This is a genomic window from uncultured Polaribacter sp. (genome assembly GCF_947495205.1).
Lineage (GTDB): Bacteria > Bacteroidota > Bacteroidia > Flavobacteriales > Flavobacteriaceae > Polaribacter.
Genome location: NZ_CANLXV010000004.1, coordinates 28,696 through 49,349, shown reverse-complemented (window position 1 = coordinate 49,349; position 20,654 = coordinate 28,696). Strand labels below are relative to the sequence as shown.

At 28.8% G+C, this 20,654-nt stretch carries 20 protein-coding genes and 2 tRNA genes; 12 read left to right on the top strand and 10 right to left on the bottom strand.

What is annotated here, in order from left to right; genetic code table 11:
* Positions 1 to 52 precede the first annotated feature (52 nt).
* Entirely contained in the window at positions 53 to 1,597 is a 1,545-nt protein-coding gene (locus Q0762_RS04790; RefSeq protein ID WP_298764243.1) for a bifunctional response regulator/alkaline phosphatase family protein, read from the bottom strand.
* Positions 1,598 to 1,790: 193 nt separating this feature from the next.
* On the opposite strand from Q0762_RS04790, the gene Q0762_RS04785 reads away from it, so the two are divergent.
* The 10 genes from Q0762_RS04785 to Q0762_RS04740 all read left to right on the top strand — a co-directional run bounded on the left by Q0762_RS04785 (position 1,791) and on the right by Q0762_RS04740 (position 12,915).
* Positions 1,791 to 3,014: an HD domain-containing protein gene (locus Q0762_RS04785; protein WP_298764241.1), complete on the top strand. Its 1,224-nt coding sequence runs from the start codon at positions 1,791 to 1,793 to the stop codon at positions 3,012 to 3,014.
* 72 nt (positions 3,015 to 3,086) lie between these two features.
* Positions 3,087 to 4,118, top strand: a complete 1,032-nt coding sequence (gene lpxD / locus Q0762_RS04780; RefSeq protein WP_298764239.1) for a UDP-3-O-(3-hydroxymyristoyl)glucosamine N-acyltransferase — start codon at positions 3,087 to 3,089, stop codon at positions 4,116 to 4,118.
* A 2-nt stretch (positions 4,119 to 4,120) separates the two neighbouring features.
* Positions 4,121 to 5,512 carry a bifunctional UDP-3-O-[3-hydroxymyristoyl] N-acetylglucosamine deacetylase/3-hydroxyacyl-ACP dehydratase gene (locus Q0762_RS04775; protein ID WP_298764237.1) on the top strand — a complete coding sequence of 464 codons (1,392 nt, stop codon included), beginning with the start codon at positions 4,121 to 4,123 and terminating at the stop codon, positions 5,510 to 5,512.
* A 3-nt stretch (positions 5,513 to 5,515) separates the two neighbouring features.
* Entirely contained in the window at positions 5,516 to 6,301 is a 786-nt protein-coding gene (gene lpxA, locus Q0762_RS04770) for an acyl-ACP--UDP-N-acetylglucosamine O-acyltransferase (protein ID WP_298764234.1), read from the top strand.
* A 44-nt stretch (positions 6,302 to 6,345) separates the two neighbouring features.
* Entirely contained in the window at positions 6,346 to 6,912 is a 567-nt protein-coding gene (efp, locus tag Q0762_RS04765) for an elongation factor P (protein ID WP_298764231.1), read from the top strand.
* A gap of 67 nt (positions 6,913 to 6,979) precedes the next feature.
* A complete protein-coding gene (locus tag Q0762_RS04760) occupies positions 6,980 to 7,903 on the top strand; it encodes a UDP-3-O-(3-hydroxymyristoyl)glucosamine N-acyltransferase (RefSeq protein ID WP_298764229.1) in 924 nt (307 codons plus the stop codon).
* 171 nt (positions 7,904 to 8,074) lie between these two features.
* Positions 8,075 to 8,947, top strand: coding sequence for a succinate--CoA ligase subunit alpha (sucD, locus tag Q0762_RS04755; protein WP_298764227.1), 873 nt, complete (start codon positions 8,075 to 8,077; stop codon positions 8,945 to 8,947).
* 146 nt (positions 8,948 to 9,093) lie between these two features.
* A complete protein-coding gene (gene fabG, locus Q0762_RS04750) occupies positions 9,094 to 9,840 on the top strand; it encodes a 3-oxoacyl-[acyl-carrier-protein] reductase (protein WP_298764225.1) in 747 nt (248 codons plus the stop codon).
* A 129-nt stretch (positions 9,841 to 9,969) separates the two neighbouring features.
* Complete coding sequence (locus Q0762_RS04745; protein ID WP_298764223.1) at positions 9,970 to 11,997, top strand: VWA domain-containing protein; 2,028 nt, start codon at positions 9,970 to 9,972, stop codon at positions 11,995 to 11,997.
* A gap of 87 nt (positions 11,998 to 12,084) precedes the next feature.
* Complete coding sequence (locus Q0762_RS04740; protein ID WP_298764221.1) at positions 12,085 to 12,915, top strand: prohibitin family protein; 831 nt, start codon at positions 12,085 to 12,087, stop codon at positions 12,913 to 12,915.
* Between the two features lie 352 nt (positions 12,916 to 13,267).
* Here Q0762_RS04740 and Q0762_RS04735 read toward each other — a convergent pair whose 3' ends face one another.
* The 3 genes from Q0762_RS04735 to Q0762_RS04725 all read right to left on the bottom strand — a co-directional run bounded on the left by Q0762_RS04735 (position 13,268) and on the right by Q0762_RS04725 (position 14,338).
* Positions 13,268 to 14,071: a carboxypeptidase-like regulatory domain-containing protein gene (locus Q0762_RS04735; protein WP_298764217.1), complete on the bottom strand. Its 804-nt coding sequence runs from the start codon at positions 14,069 to 14,071 to the stop codon at positions 13,268 to 13,270.
* Between the two features lie 62 nt (positions 14,072 to 14,133).
* Positions 14,134 to 14,217 (bottom strand) — tRNA-Leu (locus tag Q0762_RS04730).
* 48 nt (positions 14,218 to 14,265) lie between these two features.
* A tRNA-Lys gene (locus Q0762_RS04725) sits at positions 14,266 to 14,338 on the bottom strand.
* 94 nt (positions 14,339 to 14,432) lie between these two features.
* On the opposite strand from Q0762_RS04725, the gene Q0762_RS04720 reads away from it, so the two are divergent.
* On the top strand, positions 14,433 to 14,948 hold the full coding sequence (locus tag Q0762_RS04720) for a shikimate kinase (protein ID WP_298764215.1): 516 nt from the start codon (positions 14,433 to 14,435) through the stop codon (positions 14,946 to 14,948).
* On the opposite strand, the gene Q0762_RS04715 is transcribed toward Q0762_RS04720, so the two are convergent.
* The gene (locus Q0762_RS04715) at positions 14,940 to 15,443 is read right to left on the bottom strand and encodes a phosphoribosyltransferase domain-containing protein (RefSeq protein WP_298764213.1); all 504 of its coding nucleotides are present in this window, start codon (positions 15,441 to 15,443) and stop codon (positions 14,940 to 14,942) included. The genes Q0762_RS04720 and Q0762_RS04715 overlap by 9 nt on opposite strands.
* Before the next feature lie 62 nt (positions 15,444 to 15,505).
* Complete coding sequence (locus tag Q0762_RS04710; RefSeq protein WP_298764210.1) at positions 15,506 to 15,889, bottom strand: S4 domain-containing protein; 384 nt, start codon at positions 15,887 to 15,889, stop codon at positions 15,506 to 15,508.
* A 79-nt stretch (positions 15,890 to 15,968) separates the two neighbouring features.
* Here Q0762_RS04710 and Q0762_RS04705 point away from each other — a divergent pair, with 79 nt between their 5' ends.
* Positions 15,969 to 16,796 carry a peptidylprolyl isomerase gene (locus Q0762_RS04705; protein ID WP_298764207.1) on the top strand — a complete coding sequence of 276 codons (828 nt, stop codon included), beginning with the start codon at positions 15,969 to 15,971 and terminating at the stop codon, positions 16,794 to 16,796.
* A 634-nt stretch (positions 16,797 to 17,430) separates the two neighbouring features.
* On the opposite strand, the gene Q0762_RS04700 is transcribed toward Q0762_RS04705, so the two are convergent.
* The 4 genes from Q0762_RS04700 to Q0762_RS04685 form a co-directional block, all read right to left on the bottom strand.
* Complete coding sequence (locus tag Q0762_RS04700) at positions 17,431 to 18,039, bottom strand: porin family protein (protein WP_298764205.1); 609 nt, start codon at positions 18,037 to 18,039, stop codon at positions 17,431 to 17,433.
* Between the two features lie 40 nt (positions 18,040 to 18,079).
* Entirely contained in the window at positions 18,080 to 19,033 is a 954-nt protein-coding gene (locus Q0762_RS04695; protein WP_298764202.1) for a transketolase family protein, read from the bottom strand.
* Between the two features lie 103 nt (positions 19,034 to 19,136).
* Positions 19,137 to 19,724 carry a Maf-like protein gene (locus tag Q0762_RS04690; RefSeq protein ID WP_298764199.1) on the bottom strand — a complete coding sequence of 196 codons (588 nt, stop codon included), beginning with the start codon at positions 19,722 to 19,724 and terminating at the stop codon, positions 19,137 to 19,139.
* 42 nt (positions 19,725 to 19,766) lie between these two features.
* Complete coding sequence (locus Q0762_RS04685; RefSeq protein WP_298764197.1) at positions 19,767 to 20,642, bottom strand: geranylgeranylglycerol-phosphate geranylgeranyltransferase; 876 nt, start codon at positions 20,640 to 20,642, stop codon at positions 19,767 to 19,769.
* Between the last annotated feature and the right edge of the window lie 12 nt (positions 20,643 to 20,654).

The window sequence follows — 20,654 nt, the reverse complement described above, 5'->3', positions numbered from 1 at the left end:
ATTTAGTACCTAAGAAGGTAAATTGTCTTATACAATTTACCTTCTTTTAATTTTACTTAGGACTATAAACCGCACAAGGAATAATCATTTCTTCTAGAGAAACACCACCATGTTGGTAAGTGTTTTTAAAATATTTTACAAAGTGATTAAAGTTGTTAGGATAGGCAAAAAATAAATCTTCTTTAGCAAATACAAAAGGCGCATTCATAGCAACTGTTGGCAAAAAAATGTCTTTTGGGTTTCTTACAGCATACACATCTTTTTCTTCATAAGACAAACTTCTACCTGTTTTGTAGCGTAAATTAGAACTAATGTTTTTGTCGCCAATTACTTTTGAAGGTGCTTTGCAATTAATAGTACCATGATCTGTGGTAATAATTAATTTTTGTCCCAAACTTTGTGCTTTTTGTATAATTTCAAATAAAGGTGAGTTTTTAAACCAGCTTAAAGTTAAACTTCTATAAGCTTTATCATCTCCAGCCAATTCTTTAATTACTTCCATTTCTGTTTTAGAATGACTTAAAATATCTACAAAATTATAAACAACCGCAGTTAAATCGTTTTGTTTGGTACCATTGTAATTGTCTGCCAATTCTTTACCGCTTTTTAACGAAGAAATTTTATAATATTCGTGTTTAATATCTAAACTTAAACGTTTTATTTGAGCCGTTAAAAATTCGTTTTCAAATAAATTCATACCACCTTCATCGGTATCGTTTTTCCAAAAATTTGGATGTTTTTTCTCCATTTCTGAAGGCATTAAACCAGAAAAAATAGCATTTCTAGCATATTGCGTTGCTGTTGGTAAGATTGAGAAATAAGTATATTCTTCTTCTTTTTTATAATGATTATTAATTAATGGCTCTAAAATTCTGTATTGGTCATAACGTAAATTATCAATAACAACCCATAAAACACCTTGGTTTTTATTTAGTTCAGGAACTACATAATCTTTAAATAAAGTATGCGAAAATGTAGGCTTGTCATGGGCAGTTAAATAGTCTTCATAATTTTTTTTAATGAATTTAAAAAACTGAGAGTTTGCCTCTTGTTTTTGAGATTCTAAAATACCAAGCATTCCTGGGTCGCTTATGTTTTCTAGTTCTAATTCCCAATGAATTAGTTTTTTATACAAATCTATCCATTCTTCATAAGAATTTACCATTGCCAAATCCATAGAAATTTTTCTAAATTCTTGCTGATAGTTAGATGTTGTTTTTTCGGAAACCAAACGAGAATTGTCTAAGTTTTTCTTTAGACTTAACAAAATCTGACTCGGATTAACAGGTTTTATTAAATAATCTGCAATTTTAGAGCCAATGGCTTCTTCCATAATATACTCCTCTTCACTCTTTGTAATCATTACAACAGGTAAATTGGCTTGTTTTTGTTTAATTTCAGAAAGTGTTTCTAAACCAGATAAACCTGGCATGTTTTCATCCAAAAAAACAATATCAAAATTTGTTTCTTCTACTAGATTTATAGCGTCTGCACCATTGGTACAAGTGGTAACGTTGTAATTTTTTCGTTCTAAAAATAAAATATGCGGTTTTAATAATTCAATTTCATCATCAACCCATAAAATTTGTATGCTCATATTTATTGTATTTATTTCCTATAACGTTAAAATTAATTGTTTGTTTCTTTTAATAGATTTTAAAAGTGATAAAATATTCACAATTTTAAAATTATAAAAGAAATTAGAATTTATAAATTAAAAAATCCATTTAAAAACTAGCTTTCTGCTTATATAAATTTGTATTTTGCGTTAGATTGATAAATTTATTTTTTTGAGCACACAAACACCCAATAAACTAAAAATTTTAAACGACCCAATATACGGTTTTATACAAATACCAAACAGCTTACTTTTTGATATTATAGAGCATCCCTATTTTCAACGTTTGCGAAGAATTACACAAATGGGGCTGTCTAATTTGGTATATCCAGGTGCAAATCACACCCGTTTTCATCATGCAATTGGTTGTATGCATTTAATGCAAAAAGCCATACAAGTTTTACGTTTTAAGCAAATATTAATTTCTAATGATGAAGAAAATGCACTTTACATTGCTATTTTATTGCATGATATTGGGCATGGAGCGTACTCACATGCATTAGAGCACAGTATTGTAAATGGTATTTCTCATGAAGAAATTTCTTTAAAATTTATGCATAAATTAAATCAAGAATTTAATGGAAAATTAAGTTTAGCCATAGAAATTTTTGAAGGAAAAAATAAACGTAAATTTTTGTATCAATTAATTTCTAGCCAATTAGATATAGATCGTTTAGATTATTTAAAAAGAGATAGTTTTTATACAGGAGTAACAGAAGGCAATATATCTTCAGATCGTTTAATTGCAATGATGAATGTAAAAGATGATGAATTGGTAATTGAGAAAAAAGGTATTTATTCTGTAGAAAAATTCTTAATTGCCAGAAGATTAATGTATTGGCAAGTGTATTTGCATAAAACAGGTTTAGTTGCAGAAAATATGTTGGTAAATGTTTTAAAGAGAGCCAAAGAATTGGCAGAAACAGGTACCAATCTTTTTTGCAGTAAAGCTTTACATTATTTTTTGTATCAAAAAATTACATCAGCAAATTTTACTTCAGAAACATTAGAAATGTTCTCTAGATTAGATGATTATGATATTTTTTCTGCAATAAAAGAATGGATTAATCATGAAGATAAAGTTTTGTCTATTTTATCTAAAATGATCGTAAATAGGAAGTTGTTAAAAATTGAAATTCAAAAAGCACCTTTTCAAACAGAATATTTAGAAAATATAAAGAAAAAAATAGCGCAAAAGTTTGGCATTTCAGAAGACAAAACTAGTTTTTTTGTGTTTTCTCAAGAGATTAGAAACCAAGCCTATAATTTTAACAAACCTGTTTTGATTTTAAATAAAAAAGGAAAACTAAAAGATATTGCAAAAGCATCTGACCAATTAAATATACAAGCGCTTACCAAACCAGTTATAAAACATTTTATTTGCTATCCAAAATAATATTTTACAACGCATATATTGCAAAATGTTATTATTAGCCTAAACCGTATTATTTTTATATTTTTGCGCTTAATGAAATTTACAGCACAACAAATAGCAGATATTTTAGAAGGAGAGGTTTATGGAAATCCTGATGAAGAAGTTTTTAAACTTTCTAAAATAGAAGAAGGAGAAAAAGGTGCGCTTACTTTTTTATCTAATCCCAAGTACAATTCATATTTATATACTACAAATGCTTCTATTGCTATTGTAAATAAAAGTTTTGTGCCAGAAAATGAAGTAGAAACTACACTTATCAAAGTAGCAGATGCTTATGCTGCTTTTTCTAGATTATTAGAATTTTACAATGAGGTTAAAAATACTAAAGTAGGTAGAGAGTTACCTATTTTTATTTCAGATTCTGCTAAAATAGGTAAAGATGAATATATTGGGGCGTTTACTTATATTGGAGAAAATGTTTCAATTGGAGAAAATGTAAAAATTTACCCTAATTGTTACCTAGGCAATAACACAGTAATAGCAGATAATACCACTATTTTTGCTGGAGTAAAAATTTACTCAGAAACACAAATAGGCCAAAACTGTAAAATACACGCTGGCGCTGTAATTGGTTCTGATGGTTTTGGTTTTGCACCAAATGATAAAGGAGAATTTAAAGCAATACCCCAAATAGGTAATGTAATTATAGAAGATAATGTAGATATAGGAGCATCTTGTACCATAGATAGAGCTACTTTAGGTGCTACAATTATCAGGAAAGGCGTTAAATTAGACAATCAAATACAAATTGCGCATAATGTAGAAATCGGTAAAAATACAGTAATAGCATCTCAAACAGGTATTGCAGGTTCAACCAAAATTGGTGAAAACTGTATGATTGGTGGGCAAGTAGGTTTTGCTGGTCATTTAAAAATTGGCAATAATGTAAAAATTTCTGGACAAGCAGGTATTACTAAAAATATAAAAGATAATGAAACCTTGAATGGAAGTCCTGCTTTTAAAATTCAAGATTTTTCAAAGAGTTCTGTTCATTTTAGAAACTTACCAAAAATAGTTTCTAAACTTAATGAATTAGAAAAAGAAATAAAGACTCAAAAAAAATAAAAATGAGCAAAAAACAAAAAACAATTCAACAAGAAGTTAATTTATCTGGTGTAGGTTTACATACTGGAAATACAGTAAATATGGTTATTAAGCCAGCACCTGTAAATCACGGTTTTGCCTTTAAAAGAATAGATTTAGAGGGTGCACCAATAATTGAAGCCAAAGCGGAATATGTGGTAAATACCCAAAGAGGTACCAACCTAGAAAAAAATGGCGTACAAATACAAACTTCAGAACATGTTTTAGCAGCAGCTGTAGGTTTAGATATAGATAATTTACTAATAGAAATAGATGCTTCTGAACCTCCTATTATGGATGGTTCTTCTAAGTTTTTTGTTGAAGCTTTAGAAAAAGCAGGTATTAAAGAGCAAAATGCAGATATAGAAGAGTATGTTGTTAAAGAAATTATTTCTTATAAAGATGAAGAATCTGGAAGCGAAATTATTTTAATGCCTTCAGAGGATTATCAAATAACAACAATGGTAGATTTTGGAACCAAAATTTTAGGTACTCAAAATGCTACATTAAATTCTTTAACAGATTTTAAAGAAGAAATTGCGGCAGCAAGAACGTTTAGTTTTTTGCACGAAATAGAAATGTTATTAGAAAATGACTTAATTAAAGGTGGTGATTTAAATAATGCTATTGTTTATGTAGACAAAGAATTGTCTGATAGTACAATGGAAAAATTAAAAAAGGCTTTTAAGAAAGATGATATTAAAGTGAAATCTAACGGAATTTTAGATAATTTAACTTTGCATTGGGCTAATGAAGCTGCAAGACACAAATTATTAGACGTTATTGGAGATTTGGCTTTAGTAGGTACAAGAATAAAAGGTAAAGTTATTGCCAATAAACCAGGCCATTTAATTAATACAAATTTTGCTAAAAAATTAGCAAAAATTATTAAGCAAGAAAAAAGAAATAACGTACCCACATACGATCTTAATCAACCTCCATTATTAGATATTCATCAAATAATGGATATTTTACCTCACAGACCACCATTTTTGCTGATAGATAGAATTTTAGAGCTTTCAGACACGCACGTGGTTGGTATGAAAAATGTTACCATGAATGAAAACTTCTTTGTAGGACATTTTCCTGGAGCACCAGTAATGCCCGGTGTTTTACAGGTAGAAGCAATGGCACAATGTGGTGGCGTTTTGGTTTTAAACACTGTACCAGATCCAGAAAATTACTTAACCTATTTTATGAAAATGGATAATGTTAAGTTTAAACAAAAAGTAATTCCTGGAGATACAATAATTTTTAAAGCAGATTTAATTACACCAATTAGAAGAGGTATTTGCCATATGCAAGCTTACGCGTATGCCAATGGAAAATTGGTTGCAGAGGCAGAATTAATGGCGCAAATTGCAAAAAAGAGATAAATTATGAATCAACCATTAGCATATGTTCATCCACAGGCCAAAGTGGCAAGAAATGTAGTTATAGAGCCATTTACAACAATACATAATAACGTAATTATTGGTTCAGGAACTTGGATTGGTTCTAACGTAACAATCATGGAAGGTGCTAGAATTGGTGAAAATTGTAGAATTTTTCCTGGAGCTGTAATCTCTGCTATTCCTCAAGATTTAAAATTTAATGATGAGGAAACTACTGTAGAAATTGGTAATAATGTAACTATAAGAGAATGTGTTACAATTAATAGAGGAACTGCAGATAGAATGAAAACTAAAATTGGAGACAATTGTTTAATTATGGCGTATTGCCATGTTGCACACGATTGTTTTGTGGGCAATAACTGTATTTTTTCTAACAATTCTACCTTAGCAGGTCATGTAACTATTGGAGATAATGTGGTTTTAGCAGGTATGGTTGCTGTACATCAATTTGCATCTGTTGGTAAACATGCTTTTGTAACAGGCGGTTCTTTGGTAAGAAAAGATGTGCCACCTTACGTAAAAGCGGCTAGAGAGCCACTTTCTTATGTAGGAATAAACTCGGTTGGTTTAAGAAGACGCGGTTATACTACAGATAAAATTAGAGAAATACAGAATATTTATAGAATTTTATTTCAAAAAAATTACAATTATACGCAAGCAATAGATATTATTGAAGCAGAATTAGAAGCAACTCCAGAAAGAGACGAAATTATTCAGTTTATAAAAGATTCTCACAGAGGAATCATGAAAGGATATTTCAATTCAAATTAAAAACACTTTACTTCAAAAATTAAAATTTAAAAACATACATAGAAATGGCAACAACATCAGATATAAGAAACGGATTGTGTATTAAGTACAATAATGACATTTATAAAATTGTAGAATTTTTACATGTAAAACCAGGTAAAGGTCCTGCTTTTGTAAGAACAAAATTAAAAAGTGTTACCAACGGAAAAATTATAGATAACACCTTTCCTGCAGGCAGAAAAATAGAAGATGTTCGTGTAGAAACACATAAGTTTCAATATTTATATAATGAAGGAGAAACGTATCATTTTATGAATGAACAAGATTATTCTCAGATTCAATTACAAAAAAACGCTTTAGATACTCCAGAATTAATGAAAGAAGGAGAAGTGGTAACTATTATTATTAATTCTGAAGATGATATGCCGCTTTCTGTAGATATGCCAGCAAGTGTAATTTTAGAAGTAACACATACAGAACCTGGTGTAAAAGGAAATACGGCTACAAACGCAACAAAACCAGCTACTGTAGAAACTGGTGCTAGCGTTAATGTTCCTTTATTTATTAATGAAGGTGATAAAATAAAAATTGAAACAACAAAGGGTACATATCAAGAACGCATTAAAGAATAAGCATTAGTTTTTTTAATCAGTATTCAATCATTAAGAAAATTGGTTACTGAAAATTGCCCGATGAACTATGAAATTTAAAAAAAGTCAAACGCTTCAAGAAATTGCAAACTTAATTAGTGCAGAACCAATAGGTAACGCTAATTTTAAAATTTTAGGAATTAATGAAATTCACGTTGTAGAAAAAGGAGATATTGTCTTTGTAGATCATCCAAAATATTACGATAAAGCTTTACAATCTAAGGCAACAACAATTTTAATAAATAAAAAAGTTGATTGTCCAGAGGGTAAAGCTTTATTAATTTCAGACGATCCTTTTCGCGATTTTAATAAAATTACAACACATTTCAATCCGTTTATTGCATCAAAAACTACAATCTCAGAATCTGCTGTTATAGGCGAAGGAACAGTTGTTCAACCAAATGTATTTATTGGTAACAATGTTACCATTGGTAAAGATTGTTTAATTCACCCAAATGTTACTATTTATGATCATACAGTAATTGGTAATAATGTTACAATTCATGCAAATACAGTTTTAGGAGCAGATGCATTTTATTATAAAAATAGATCAACTGGTTTTGATAAACTAATTTCAGGCGGTAGAGTAGTACTAAAAGATCATGTAGATTTAGGAGCTTCTTGTACTATAGATAAAGGAGTTACAGGAGATACAACTATTGGCGAAGGAACAAAAATAGACAACCAAGTACATGTAGGGCACGATACAATTATTGGTGAAAAATGTTTAATTGCTTCACAAACAGGTATTGCAGGTTGTGTAATTATAGAAGATGAAGTAACTATTTGGGGACAAGTAGGTACAAATAGTGGAATTACAATTGGTAAAGGTGCTGTTATTTTAGGGCAAACAGGCGTTACTAAATCTGTTTCAGGAGGTAAAAGTTATTTTGGTACACCAATATCAGAATCTAGAGAAAAGTTAAAAGAATTGGCAACAATAAAACGAATTATAAAAGAGAGAGAAGCTTAACTATAAAATTTTAACTTTTTTTATAGTTTTCTTGGGCTAAGAAACCACATGTTTTTCTTTTTTAAAAACATACAATAAACTATTTTTGCCTAAGATAAAAATTAACTCCATATAATATTTATTTTAGGAAATTCTTTTCTCAAATAAACGGAATCAAAAAAAAGCAAAACAATGAGTGTTTTAGTAAATAAAAATTCAAAAATAATTGTACAAGGTTTTACAGGTAGTGAAGGTACTTTTCATGCAGGTCAAATGATAGATTATGGTACCAATGTTGTTGGTGGTGTAACACCTGGTAAAGGTGGTCAAGAGCACCTTGGTAAACCTGTTTTTAATACAGTTGTAGAAGCTGTAGAAAAAGTAGGTGCAGATACTTCAATTATTTTTGTACCACCAGCTTTTGCTGCAGATGCAATTATGGAGTCTGCAGATGCAGGAATTAAAGTAATTATTTGTATTACAGAAGGTATACCAACAGCAGATATGGTAAAGGTTAAAGCTTATATAGCTAATAAAGACTGTAGATTGGTAGGTCCTAATTGTCCAGGAGTTATTACACCAGACGAGGCTAAAGTTGGTATTATGCCAGGTTTTATTTTTAAAACTGGTAAAGTAGGTATTGTTTCTAAATCTGGAACATTAACTTATGAAGCTGCAGACCAAGTTGTAAAACAAGGTTTTGGTATTACTACAGCAATTGGTATTGGCGGAGATCCAATTATTGGAACAACTACAAAAGAAGCAGTTGAGTTGTTAATGAATGATCCAGCAACAGAAGCAATTGTAATGATTGGTGAAATTGGTGGAAATTTAGAAGCAGAAGCCGCACAATGGATTAAAGCAGATGGAAACAGAAAACCAGTTGTTGGTTTTATTGCAGGACAAACAGCACCAGCAGGTAGAACAATGGGACATGCAGGAGCAATTGTAGGTGGTGCAGATGATACTGCACAAGCGAAAATGAAAATTTTAGCTGAAAATGGAGTACATGTAGTTAGTTCTCCAGCTAAAATTGGTGAAATGGTAGCTAGCGTTTTAAAATAGAAAATACAGTCATTACAAATCATATTGTAGCAATTTCTACCTAAAGTGTAGAAAAAGTTCAAGTTTTTTGTAATGATGAATAAATATAATTCCCGTGAAAACGGGAATTTGTTTTTTATATTTAATTATCAACTAAAGAATAAAGTATGAAATTATTAGATAATAAATCGGCAATTGTTACTGGTGCAACCAGAGGAATTGGTAGAAGTATAGCTGTAGAATTTGCAAAACAAGGCGCAAATGTAGCATTTACATATAGTTCTTCTGTAGAGGCAGCAAAAGCATTAGAAGAAGAGTTAAAAACATATGGTGTTAATGCTATTGGTTACCAATCTAACGCGGCAGATTTTGATGCTGCTCAAGAATTGGCAAAAACGGTTCATAAAGAATTTGGTGCAATAGATATTTTGGTAAATAATGCAGGTATTACAAAAGATAATTTGTTAATGCGTATTTCTGAAGCAGATTTTGATAAAGTAATTGAAGTAAACTTAAAATCTGTTTTTAATTTAACAAAAGCAGTTATAAGACCAATGATGAAACAAAGAAGTGGTTCTATTATAAACATGAGTTCAGTAGTTGGGTTAAAAGGTAATGCAGGACAAGCAAATTATGCTGCCTCTAAAGCAGGTATTGTTGGTTTTTCTAAATCTGTAGCCTTAGAGTTAGGTTCTAGAAATGTAAGAAGTAATGTAATTGCTCCTGGATTTATAGAAACAGAAATGACAGACAAATTAGATGAAAAAACGGTGCAATCTTGGAGAGATGGTATACCTTTAAAAAGAGGAGGACAACCTTTAGATATTGCCAATGCATGTGTCTTTTTAGCTTCTGACATGAGTACATATATCACAGGGCAAACTTTGTCTGTAGATGGTGGTATGTTAACTTAAAAATTTACTTGAATTTATGCTGAACTAGTTTTAGAATCTAATCAAAATAAATCTAAACCTGTAACAATTTAACGTTACAGGTTTTCTTTTTTAAAAATCTTATTTATATCTTTCACAAAAATAAAAACATTGCAAACAACTACAATTTTATATATAATATTAGCACTCCTTATAAGTGTTGCCGTTGCATATTTTCAATATTTTTATAAAGCTAAAAGCAAAGCAAAAATTACAATACTACTTTTTTTCTTAAAAACTTTAGCGCTTTTTTTATTGCTGTTATTACTAATAAATCCTAAGATTAAAAGTGTTCAGTTAGAAAATACAAAGCCTGTTTTATCTTTATTAATAGACCATTCTAAATCGATTGATTTTTTTAAAGAAACCAAAAAAGTTATCGCTTTTAAAGAAACTGTTGCCAATAATAAAGATTTGCAAGAAAAATTTCATATAGAAACTTTTGTTTTTGATACCAATGTTAAAGTAACAGATACGCTAAAGTTTAATGGTAATGAAACAAATATTTTTAATGGAATTGCACAAATAAATAAACTTAATAATAAAAAGAATACTGCCATTGTATTGCTTACAGATGGCAACCAAACTATTGGTAACGATTATGAATATAGCAACAGTAGCCAGAAAGTTTACCCTGTAGTTTTTGGAGACACTACAATTTATAAAGATTTAAGTGTAACTAGAGTAAACGCCAACAAATACAGTTATATAAAAAATAAATTTCCTGTAGAGGTGCTATTAAATTACGTTGGCACAGAAACTATAAATACAAGATTTTCTATTTTTTCTTCAGGAAAAACTGTTTTCTCTAAAAAAATTCAGTTCTCTAAAGAAGAAAAATCTAAAATTATTACCACCAATTTAACATCAACTAAAGAAGGTTTAAATTATTATACAGCAGCTCTTCAAAATATTAAAGATGAAAAAAATATAAGAAATAATAAGAAAAACTTTTCTGTTGAAGTTATAGACGAACAAAGTAAAATTCTAATTTTAACAGATGTATTACATCCCGATTTAGGCGCATTTAAAAAAGCAATAGAAAGCAATAAACAACGCACGGTAACTGTTTTTAATATTGATAAATTTACAGGAGAATTAGAGGATTATCAGATGGTTATTTTATATCAACCCAACAAGAAGTTTGCTAAAGTTTTTTCTGATATTGAAACGGATCAATCAAATTTTCTATTGGTTACAGGAGCAACTACAGATTGGATTTTCATCAATAAAAAACAATTAGGTTTTGCTAAAAATGCTATCAATCAAACAGAAAATTATAGTGCTATTTATAACAATAATTTTTTAACTTTTTTACAGAAAGATATCGGTTTTAATCAGTTTGTGCCTTTAAAAGATAAATTTGGTCAACTTAATTTCACAAAAGATCATCAAGATGTATTGTATCAAAATATTAATGGTTTACAAACTACACAACCATTGCTGTCTGTTTTAGAAAAAAACAATCAAAAAATAGGGGTTTTGTTTGGAGAAGGTATTTGGAAGTGGAGAGCCAATAGCTTTTTAACCAATAATAGTTTTCAAGATTTTGATCAATTTATTGGAAATGTAATTCAATTTATTGCTTCAAAAAAGAAACGAAAACGATTAGAAGTAAATGCCGAAAATATATATCCTGCAAATTCAGCAATAAATATAACCGCATTTTATACTGATAAAAATTACAATTTTGATGCCCGAGCTTCTTTAGAAATTACGGTTACAAATAAAGCTACAAATGCAATACAAAAAAGACCATTTTCTTTAATAAATAATGCATACCAAACTAGTTTAGCAGATTTACCTTCTGGAGAGTATCGTTTTAAAGTAGCTGTTTTAGGTCAAAAGATAGTTACTTATGGTAATTTTAAAATTACAAATTATGTTATAGAAGAGCAATTTACAAATGCAAATGATGAGAAATTAAAAGTATTGGCAGACAAAACAGGAGGGAAGCGCTATTATAAAGATCAAGGTACTACATTAATTAAAGATTTATTAGCAAATAAAAGCTACTATACCACACAGAAATCTGTTACTAAAGACAAAAATCTAATAGATTTTAAATGGTTACTTTTTATAGCTTTATCATTTTTTACTGTAGAATGGTTTATTAGAAAATATTACGGCAAAATTTAAGATAAGTCTAACAATATTTAGATTGGTACAAATTGGTTTTGGTGCACTTATATTGTAAATTTGATAAAATTTAAAAACAATTTTAAAATGGCGAACAATCAATTAGATATTAAATTTCCAAAAGGTGGTGTATTCTTTATCGTTATAGCGGTAATTGCACTTATTATTTTTTCTAAATCTACAGTAACTATTGGTCCTGGTGAAGGAGGAGTTATTTTTGAAACCTTAGGAGATGGTATTAATACAGATAAAACGTATGGCGAAGGATTTCAAATTGTGGCACCTTGGAATAAAATGATTGTAAGAAAAGTGCGTCAGCAATCTATTTCTGATGAAATGAATGTACTTTCTGTAAATGGTTTAGAAGTAAAAGTAAACGGAACGATTTGGTATGAACCCGAATTTGCTAATTTAGGTAACCTTATAAAAACTAAAGGAGAAGATTACGAAAGAGAATTATTAGATCCTGCTGTAAATGCAGCTGCTAGAAGTGTTGTTGGTAGATATACCCCAGAGCAGTTGTATTCTAGTAAAAGAGATATTATTGAGCAAGAAATTTTAGAAGAATTACAAATGGTCTTAAAAGGGCAGTTTTTAATTGTAAAAAGAGTGCTTGTAGAAGATGTTAAATTACCAACTACCATTAGAACAGCAATTGAAACAAAGTTAAAGCAAGAACAAGAATCTCTAGAATACGAGTTTAGATTAGCAAAAGCGAAGAAAGAAGCAGAAAGACAAAAAATTGACGCAGAAGGTAAAGCGGTTGCAAACAAAATTTTAAGTGCTTCTTTAACTGATAAAATATTACAAGAAAAAGGTATTGAGGCTACATTAGAACTTTCTAAATCTCCTAATAGTAAGGTGGTTTTAATTGGTGCAGGTAAATCTGGTATGCCAATAATTTTAGGAAATCAATAAGAATTTATACTTTTAATTATAAAGAAAACTGGCTTTTAGCCAGTTTTTTTTGCTTATTATTAAGTAAAAAAGCGCACATACCACGAAATAATTATTTTATAGTAAGCGCTAAAAAGCTATGTTTTAACGATTATATACTCCAAGCATTACCTAATAAAAACTTTAGATTTAAAAATAAGAAAAGGAATAATCTACACTGTTTTGTTTAACAAAATACGTTTCAATTCTATGAGAAAATATTATATAAATAGATTACAGACTTCTTTTGACTTTTATAAAAGACTAACTTTAGCAACATAAAAAAGCCAGAAACAAAAAGTATCCGGCTTTATATTTATAAATAAGTAAAAATTTAGTTTTTTACGGGAATTTTATTCCTTTCAATTTTCCCCTTTTTTAAAGCTTTGTAATTTTCATAACAATCTAAAACAGCTTCAATCATTTGTAAATCAGAAGCTTTTTTAATAAAATAAGCAGAGTAATTGCAATCGGTAAGTAAATCGTTTAGCTCTTTTCTATCCATATCTAAATACTCCATCATTACTTCTCTATCAAATTTACCAGCTAACATTTTACGTAAATCGTCTTCTTTTTTTAGCTTTTGCAATTTTTTAAGTTGTTTGGGTTTTTTTCCAAAGAGGTTATAAAGAAAGTCTACAGGTTGAAACAGGGCAGCAATAGGAGAAGAAAAACTTTTTTTGGTGGGTGTACCAATTTCATAACTTTGAGGTAAACCATTAATGTGTATTCTTGTAAAACGATCTTTGGGTACCATTTTTACATCAATTTCTAAAACCCCAATTAATTCAGTAGAACGTATTACAACTTCTTTAACTTCTTCTGGTTTTTCATATAAAGCAATCTCAAGTTCGTTACCTTTTAATAAATCGTTTGTTACTTTAAGTTTAATAGATTCGTAGCCTAAATAAGAAACTAAAATAGTGTCATTAACTCTAGATGGCATTTCAAAGAAACCTTTATCATCTGTAATAGTACCTTGTACCGTATTTAAGTTTAAAATGTGAGCAGCACTTAAAGCATTGTTATTTACAGCATGTATTACTTGCCCTTTTAAAACTCGGGTTCTTAAACTGTCTATTTGAGAAAAACTGCTTATAGAAATAAATAAACAGCATATAAAAAGTATTCGTTGCATTTTACAATATTAGTGATATTCCGTTACAGTTTGGTTAATTTTTTGTGAAAGAAGAAAAAATGTGCGCACGAGAAGATTCGAACTTCCACTTTCTTACGAAAACAGCCCCCTCAAGGCTGCGCGTCTACCAATTTCGCCACGTGCGCGTTAATAATAAAAAAGAAAAGGTTAAGTAATAAAACTTAACCTTTTAGTGACCGGGCTGGGGCTCGAACCCAGGACCCTCTCCTTAAAAGGGAGATGCTCTACCAACTGAGCTACCAGGTCTTTCTTAAATCGGTTGCAAATATACTATCAATACTTGAAAGTATTCGCATAAAATTGAAGAAATTTTATCGATATTTGCATAAATTTAAAAAACATGCAAATTATTCTTTTAGGTTATATGGCTTCTGGAAAGTCAAGTATAGGTAAAAAACTAGCTAAAAACTTGTCTTTGAATTTCTTAGATTTAGATGATTATATTTCTGAACAGGAAAAAATGACAATTCCAGAAATTTTTAAAGTAAAAGGAGAAATTTATTTTAGAAAAATAGAGCACTTATATTTAAAAGAAATTTTAAAAAAAGAGGAAGATTTTTTATTAGCCTTAGGAGGAGGAACACCATGTTACGCAAATAACATGAACGAAATTAATAAAACTGATGCAATTTCTGTTTATCTTAATGGAAATACAAATACCATGATTGCTAGAGCTATAAAAAAGAAAGCAAAAAGGCCGATAATTGCTTCTTTAGAAGATGAAAAAATACCAGAATTTGTAGCAAAACATCTTTTTGAAAGACGTCCGTTTTATGAACAGGCTAAAATTACTATAAAGATAGATGATAAATCTAAAAAAGAAGTTGCTTTAGAATTAACAGAAATGTTAGGCTAAAAAAGCAACAGACTCCTCATTTTTAAAACTTACTTGCACGTGTTCTTTAATAGAAGTAGATAAAGAAATACCTTTAAAATCTGCTTTTACAGGGTATTTCTTATGGTTTCTATTTACTAAAACAGCAGTTTTAAAACGTTTTAATGGTACATCTAAAAAATGTTTAATACCGTAAATTAAGGTAGTTCCAGAGCTTAAAACATCATCAATTAAAACCAACGATTTATTTTTATATGCATTTACAGGTATAGAAGTGGTTATTTTTTCTAAAGGTTTCTTTTTGTTGATGTTTACTTCACAAAGTGTAACCGATAAATCTGAAATATCTTCTAAAACAAGCGCTATTTTTTTAGCAAAAATAAAACCATTACCTATAATACCAGCTATAATTACTTCTTTTTCAGAAGTATTGGTTTCATAAATTTGATAAGCAATTCTCTTAATTTTTTGATTAATTTGTTTTGTATTTAATATAATATTGTTTTCTGCAGTCATTCTATTTTAATTTTATGCTCATAATTTTTTAGGCTTAAACAAAATGTTTCAACCTAAAAATATTAGATGTTATCCTCTTCTGTACCTTCTTGAAAATTATCAATATCTCGTCTATCTTTTTTTGTTGGCCTTCCTACGCCCTTTTTTCTATAATAATCTTTTGCGAATTTAAGCAGCGCAGTTTTTTCAAATTCTTCTTTAGGTGTAATGTCTTTTCTGTATAAATCTACAATTTTAGCACCAACTCTGCTTTCTGGTAAACCTAAAACTTTTATTTTATAATTAATTTGATTTTTTCTAACCACAATAATTTCATCACCAAAGATATCTTTAGAAGGCTTTACAATTTTATCATCTATTTTTACTTGTCCTTTTTTACAAGCCGTAGTAGCAATGCTTCTGGTTTTAAAAATACGAATACACCATAAATATTTATCTATCCTCATAAAAAAAGTTAAAAAGTACTGTTTGTCTTTTTACAAAGATATAAAAATGGTAAATTGCACACTCAAATTTTAAGATTAAATGAATAGAATAAAAAACATTTTTTTACTACTAATTTTAGGGGTAGTTGTTATGATTTCCTGTGATGATGATAATGTTAATGGTTTTATAAACCCGTTTGAAGATGTAGATTATGAAGCTTTGGCTATTTCAGATAACGATTCTATAGTAAAATTTTTAAGCACACATTATTACGATACACTTAATGAAGAAGTAAGACTAATTGATGCTGGTCAAAGTTCTATGTTTTCGGATTCAGAAAATTTAAAAATTAAAGATGTTACATCAAATGATATAAATTATAAATTATACGTTTATATCACAAATATTGGCGAACCCAACTCTAGTAAAGGAAATCCAACAAAGGTTGATTCTGTTTTTATTTCTAGAAATGAATTACCACTTTTAAATAACAGTATCTCTTTTGATCCTTTAAAGGAAAACAACCAAGTTTGGTGGAATTTACTACCAACTTTTGATTTTGTGGAAGAAAATGAAAGACCTCTTTTAGGTGCAATTGAAGCTTTTCAATTTTTTAAACCCGGAGAGAATATTACAGATGATGGTCCAATAACATATCAAAATACAGGTAAAGGTTATATTTTTATGCCAAGTGGTATAGCATATCCTTCTATAAACTATGTTCCAAGACAACCTATTAATAGTCTTTTTGATTTAATAATCGTTTATAAAGTAGAGCTACTAGATTTTGTAGAAGATACAGATCATGATATTGATGGTACACCTTCTATAGAAGAAGATGCCAATGGAGATGAAAACCCTAGAAATGATTTTAGTGATCCTACAAATCCTAATTTACCCGATTATTTAAATCCTAATATAAGATAAAAGTAAATTAAAATTTGGCTTTATTTTAAGCTTGTTTTTATTTGCCTTAGAATTTTGCAAAGTATCATTTAAACTATTTTCAGAAATTAATCTTTCTAAAAATAGTTTGCTTCTTAATGATTTGGTTTTATAATATAATCTTATAAAATTGATTTAGTTTCGTCTTTTTCACAAACTATACGATTAAGTTGTGAGACTAAACTTTTCTGATACACAATTTACTTTGAATAGCTTTTTAAAAATATTAAAGATATTTTTATACAATGCTACTTTTAGTTTTTTCAATTACAAAAATGCTATAGTAGCTATTATTTTAATACTTACAAGATGTATAAGTTCGCTTTTGTTTTCCTTTTGGTGATTTTTTAATTTAAAGAGGCAGTTCCAATTATTCTTCTCAAATTTTACAACCATCATTTCCTAGTAGATTGTTTCGATGTATATTAGTTTGTCAATTTCTGTTGATAAGCTATATTTTCTAATGAATTTAGTAGTTGCTTTTATAAAGTAATTTTTAGCAATATTTTTGAGTGCAGAAATATCATTTTTATTCATATTTCTTTTTCTTGAAAACATAAAAAAAGCTCTTAAAATAATTATTTTAAGAGCTTTTTTAAAAATATAAAATAGGTATTTATATCTTTAGAGATAAACCAATTATTATTTGATTAACTCTAGTATCAAAATTATCTAATCCTGATTGCCCAACAAATCTAGACTCTACATCAGAAAAACCTCTTTCGTAACGTACATCTATACCAATTCTACCAAACTCAACCCCAGCACCAAATTGTAAGCCAACAGTAATATCATCCGTCTCTACATCTGGCACTTCACTAAAGGCAAAATCTGCATCTAAAATATATTGAAATGATGGACCTACAAATATATTTCCAAAACCAAATATTTTTTTTCCTATTAAAATAGGTAAATCTATTTTTTGTAAACTATAAGTAGTAGCTATTTGAGAACTATTAGGAAGTGAAACGGTAGCATCACTCTCTAAATTAGTATAAATTAATTCTGGTCTAATATATAAACCTAATATTGGTAGTTTACCTCTTAACCAAATACCTGCATGATAACCTGTTCTGCTATCTGCTCCTTCTATAACATCTTCACTAACTTCTTGTATAGATTCTGAGTTGTAGTTTATACCACCTTTTACACCAAATTGTATTTGAGCTTTACTTGCAAAACTAAACGCAAAAGCGCAGCACAATACTAAGATTACTTTTTTCATAATTTTAAGTTTTTATTTTAAGTTTTAAAGATAAACAAATTTATTTTCTTGAAATTACTTTTTTAACAGCTTTCATAACAGCATTGGCGTCTAAACCATATTTTGCCATTAATTCTTCTGGTGTTCCAGATTCTCCAAAAGTATCATTTGTTGCTACAAATTCTTGTGGCGTAGGCGTGTTTAAAGCTAATGTTCTGGCAACACTTTCACCTAAACCACCTAACTTATTATGTTCTTCTGCAGTAACTATACAACCTGTTTTTGCTACAGATTTTAAAATAATCTCTTCGTCTAAAGGTTTTATAGTATGTATGTTAATTACTTCTGCAGAAATACCAGCAGCATCTAATTGTTCTGCCGCTTGTAAAGATTCCCAAACTAAATGCCCAGTTGCAACAATGGTAACATCTGTACCTTCTGTTAACTGAATACCTTTACCAATTACAAATTCTTGATCTGTTGGCATATATACAGGCACTTTAGGTCTACCAAAACGCAAGTAAACAGGACCTTCAAAATTAGCAATAGCAATGGTTGCTGCTTTTGTTTGGTTATAATCACAAGGATTAATAACTGTCATTCCTGGTAACATTTTCATTAAACCAATATCTTCTAAGATTTGGTGTGTTGCGCCATCTTCTCCTAAAGTAACACCAGCATGCGAAGCACAAATTTTTACATTTTTATCTGAATACGCTACAGATTGTCTTATTTGATCGTAAACTCTACCAGTAGAAAAGTTTGCAAAAGTACCTGTAAACGGTATTTTACCTCCAATTGTTAAACCTGCAGCAATACCAATCATATTTGCTTCTGCAATACCTACTTGAAAAAATCTTTCTGGATTTTCTTTAATAAATTGATCCATTTTTAAAGAACCAATTAAATCGGCACATAAAGCAACTACGTTTGGGTTTGTTCTACCTAATTCCGTTAAACCATCACCAAAACCAGAACGTGTATCTTTTTTTTCTGTGTACGTGTATTTTTTCATTATAAAATTGTAAAAATGTTGTTGTATAATTTGCCGTAAAAATAACCTTTTATTTCACTTTAAAGAAGGGAAACAATAGAATAGTTTAACATTTTTTTATAATCTAATTTATTTCCAAATTAATGAGTGCTTTATACAATTTATGAACCGGTAAACCAACCACTGTAAAATAACTTCCTTCAATTTTTTCTATGCCAATAAAACCAATCCATTCTTGTATGCCATAAGCACCTGCTTTATCAAAAGGTTTATATGTAGTAACATAATACTCAATTTCTTCTGTGGTTAAATTTTTAAAAGTAACTTGGGTACTATCACTAATTATGTGCTTATAGTTTTTGCTTTTTAAACAAATAGACGTAATTACTTTATGACTTTTTCCAGATAAACTTTGTAACATTTTTATAGCATCAGCTTTGTCTTTTGGTTTGCCTAAAGCTTTATTTTCTAGCCAAACAATGGTGTCTGAAGTTACTAAAATATCCTTTTCTGATAAATCTGTAAATGCTTTCGACTTTAAATCTGCTAAATAATTGGTTATTTCTTCGGCTTTTAATGTTTTAGGGTAAATTTCTTTTACAGGTTTTAATTGTATTGTAAAATCAATAGCTAAATCTTTAAAAAATTGCTGCCTTCTTGGAGAGCCAGAGGCTAATATAATATTGTAATTTTTAAGTTTTTCTTTTAACATGTTATATCGTGTAAATGTTTATTTATGTATTTAGGTTAAAATTCAAAATAATGAAGTACCTAAAAATCTAAAAAACAACATAGATAAGATTCCAAAAAACATAATCGTTTTCATTAAGTTACTTAATCTAGAATACTGTTTTTTGGTTTCTGCATTCCATAATAAAAATAGAAAGTAGAGTAGTGGTAGCAGAATAAAAACAATTCCATAACTTAAAAAAAGTACTTCGTCTTTTAATAATTTTAAAACAATTGTTAGAAAAACTAATAAAACACATGCAAAGAAAAAAGCGACGTAAGAAGCTCTTTTTCTACCAATTACAATGGGTAATGTTTTTGCGTTAATTTTTAAATCTCCATTAACATCTTCTATATCTTTTATAATTTCTCTAATTAAGGTTGTTAAAAATGAAAACATAATATAAATATAAATTACGTTTTTAAGCAGTTTATCAAAAACCGAAAAAGTGTTACAACAGCCAGAAATAAAATGATATTTGTAAGTTAAATAAATCACATAAGATATCATTAAACTAATAATAATATTACCTAATAAAGGTGTTTTCTTTAGGTATTTAGAATAACAAAATAAAAATAATGTTGGTATTAAAAAATAGAAAAAATAATAGAATTTAAAAGACATTAAAAACCCTAAAAGCAAACCCATTAAGGTTAATATAAAGTAAATTTTAATGGCTTTTTTCTTACTAAAAATGGTTTTAATTAAAACCTTATTGTTTCTATTTATTTTATCAGTTTCAACATCAAAAATATCATTAATTATATAGCCACCAGCAGTAATTAAAATAACTGCTAAAGTTAAATATGTAAACTGTATATTCGAAAAAAACCAACTATTATTAAATACGTCATTATCAATTAAAGCATATTTTGTTAAAATCATTGTTAATAAAACCATCAATAGGTTTTT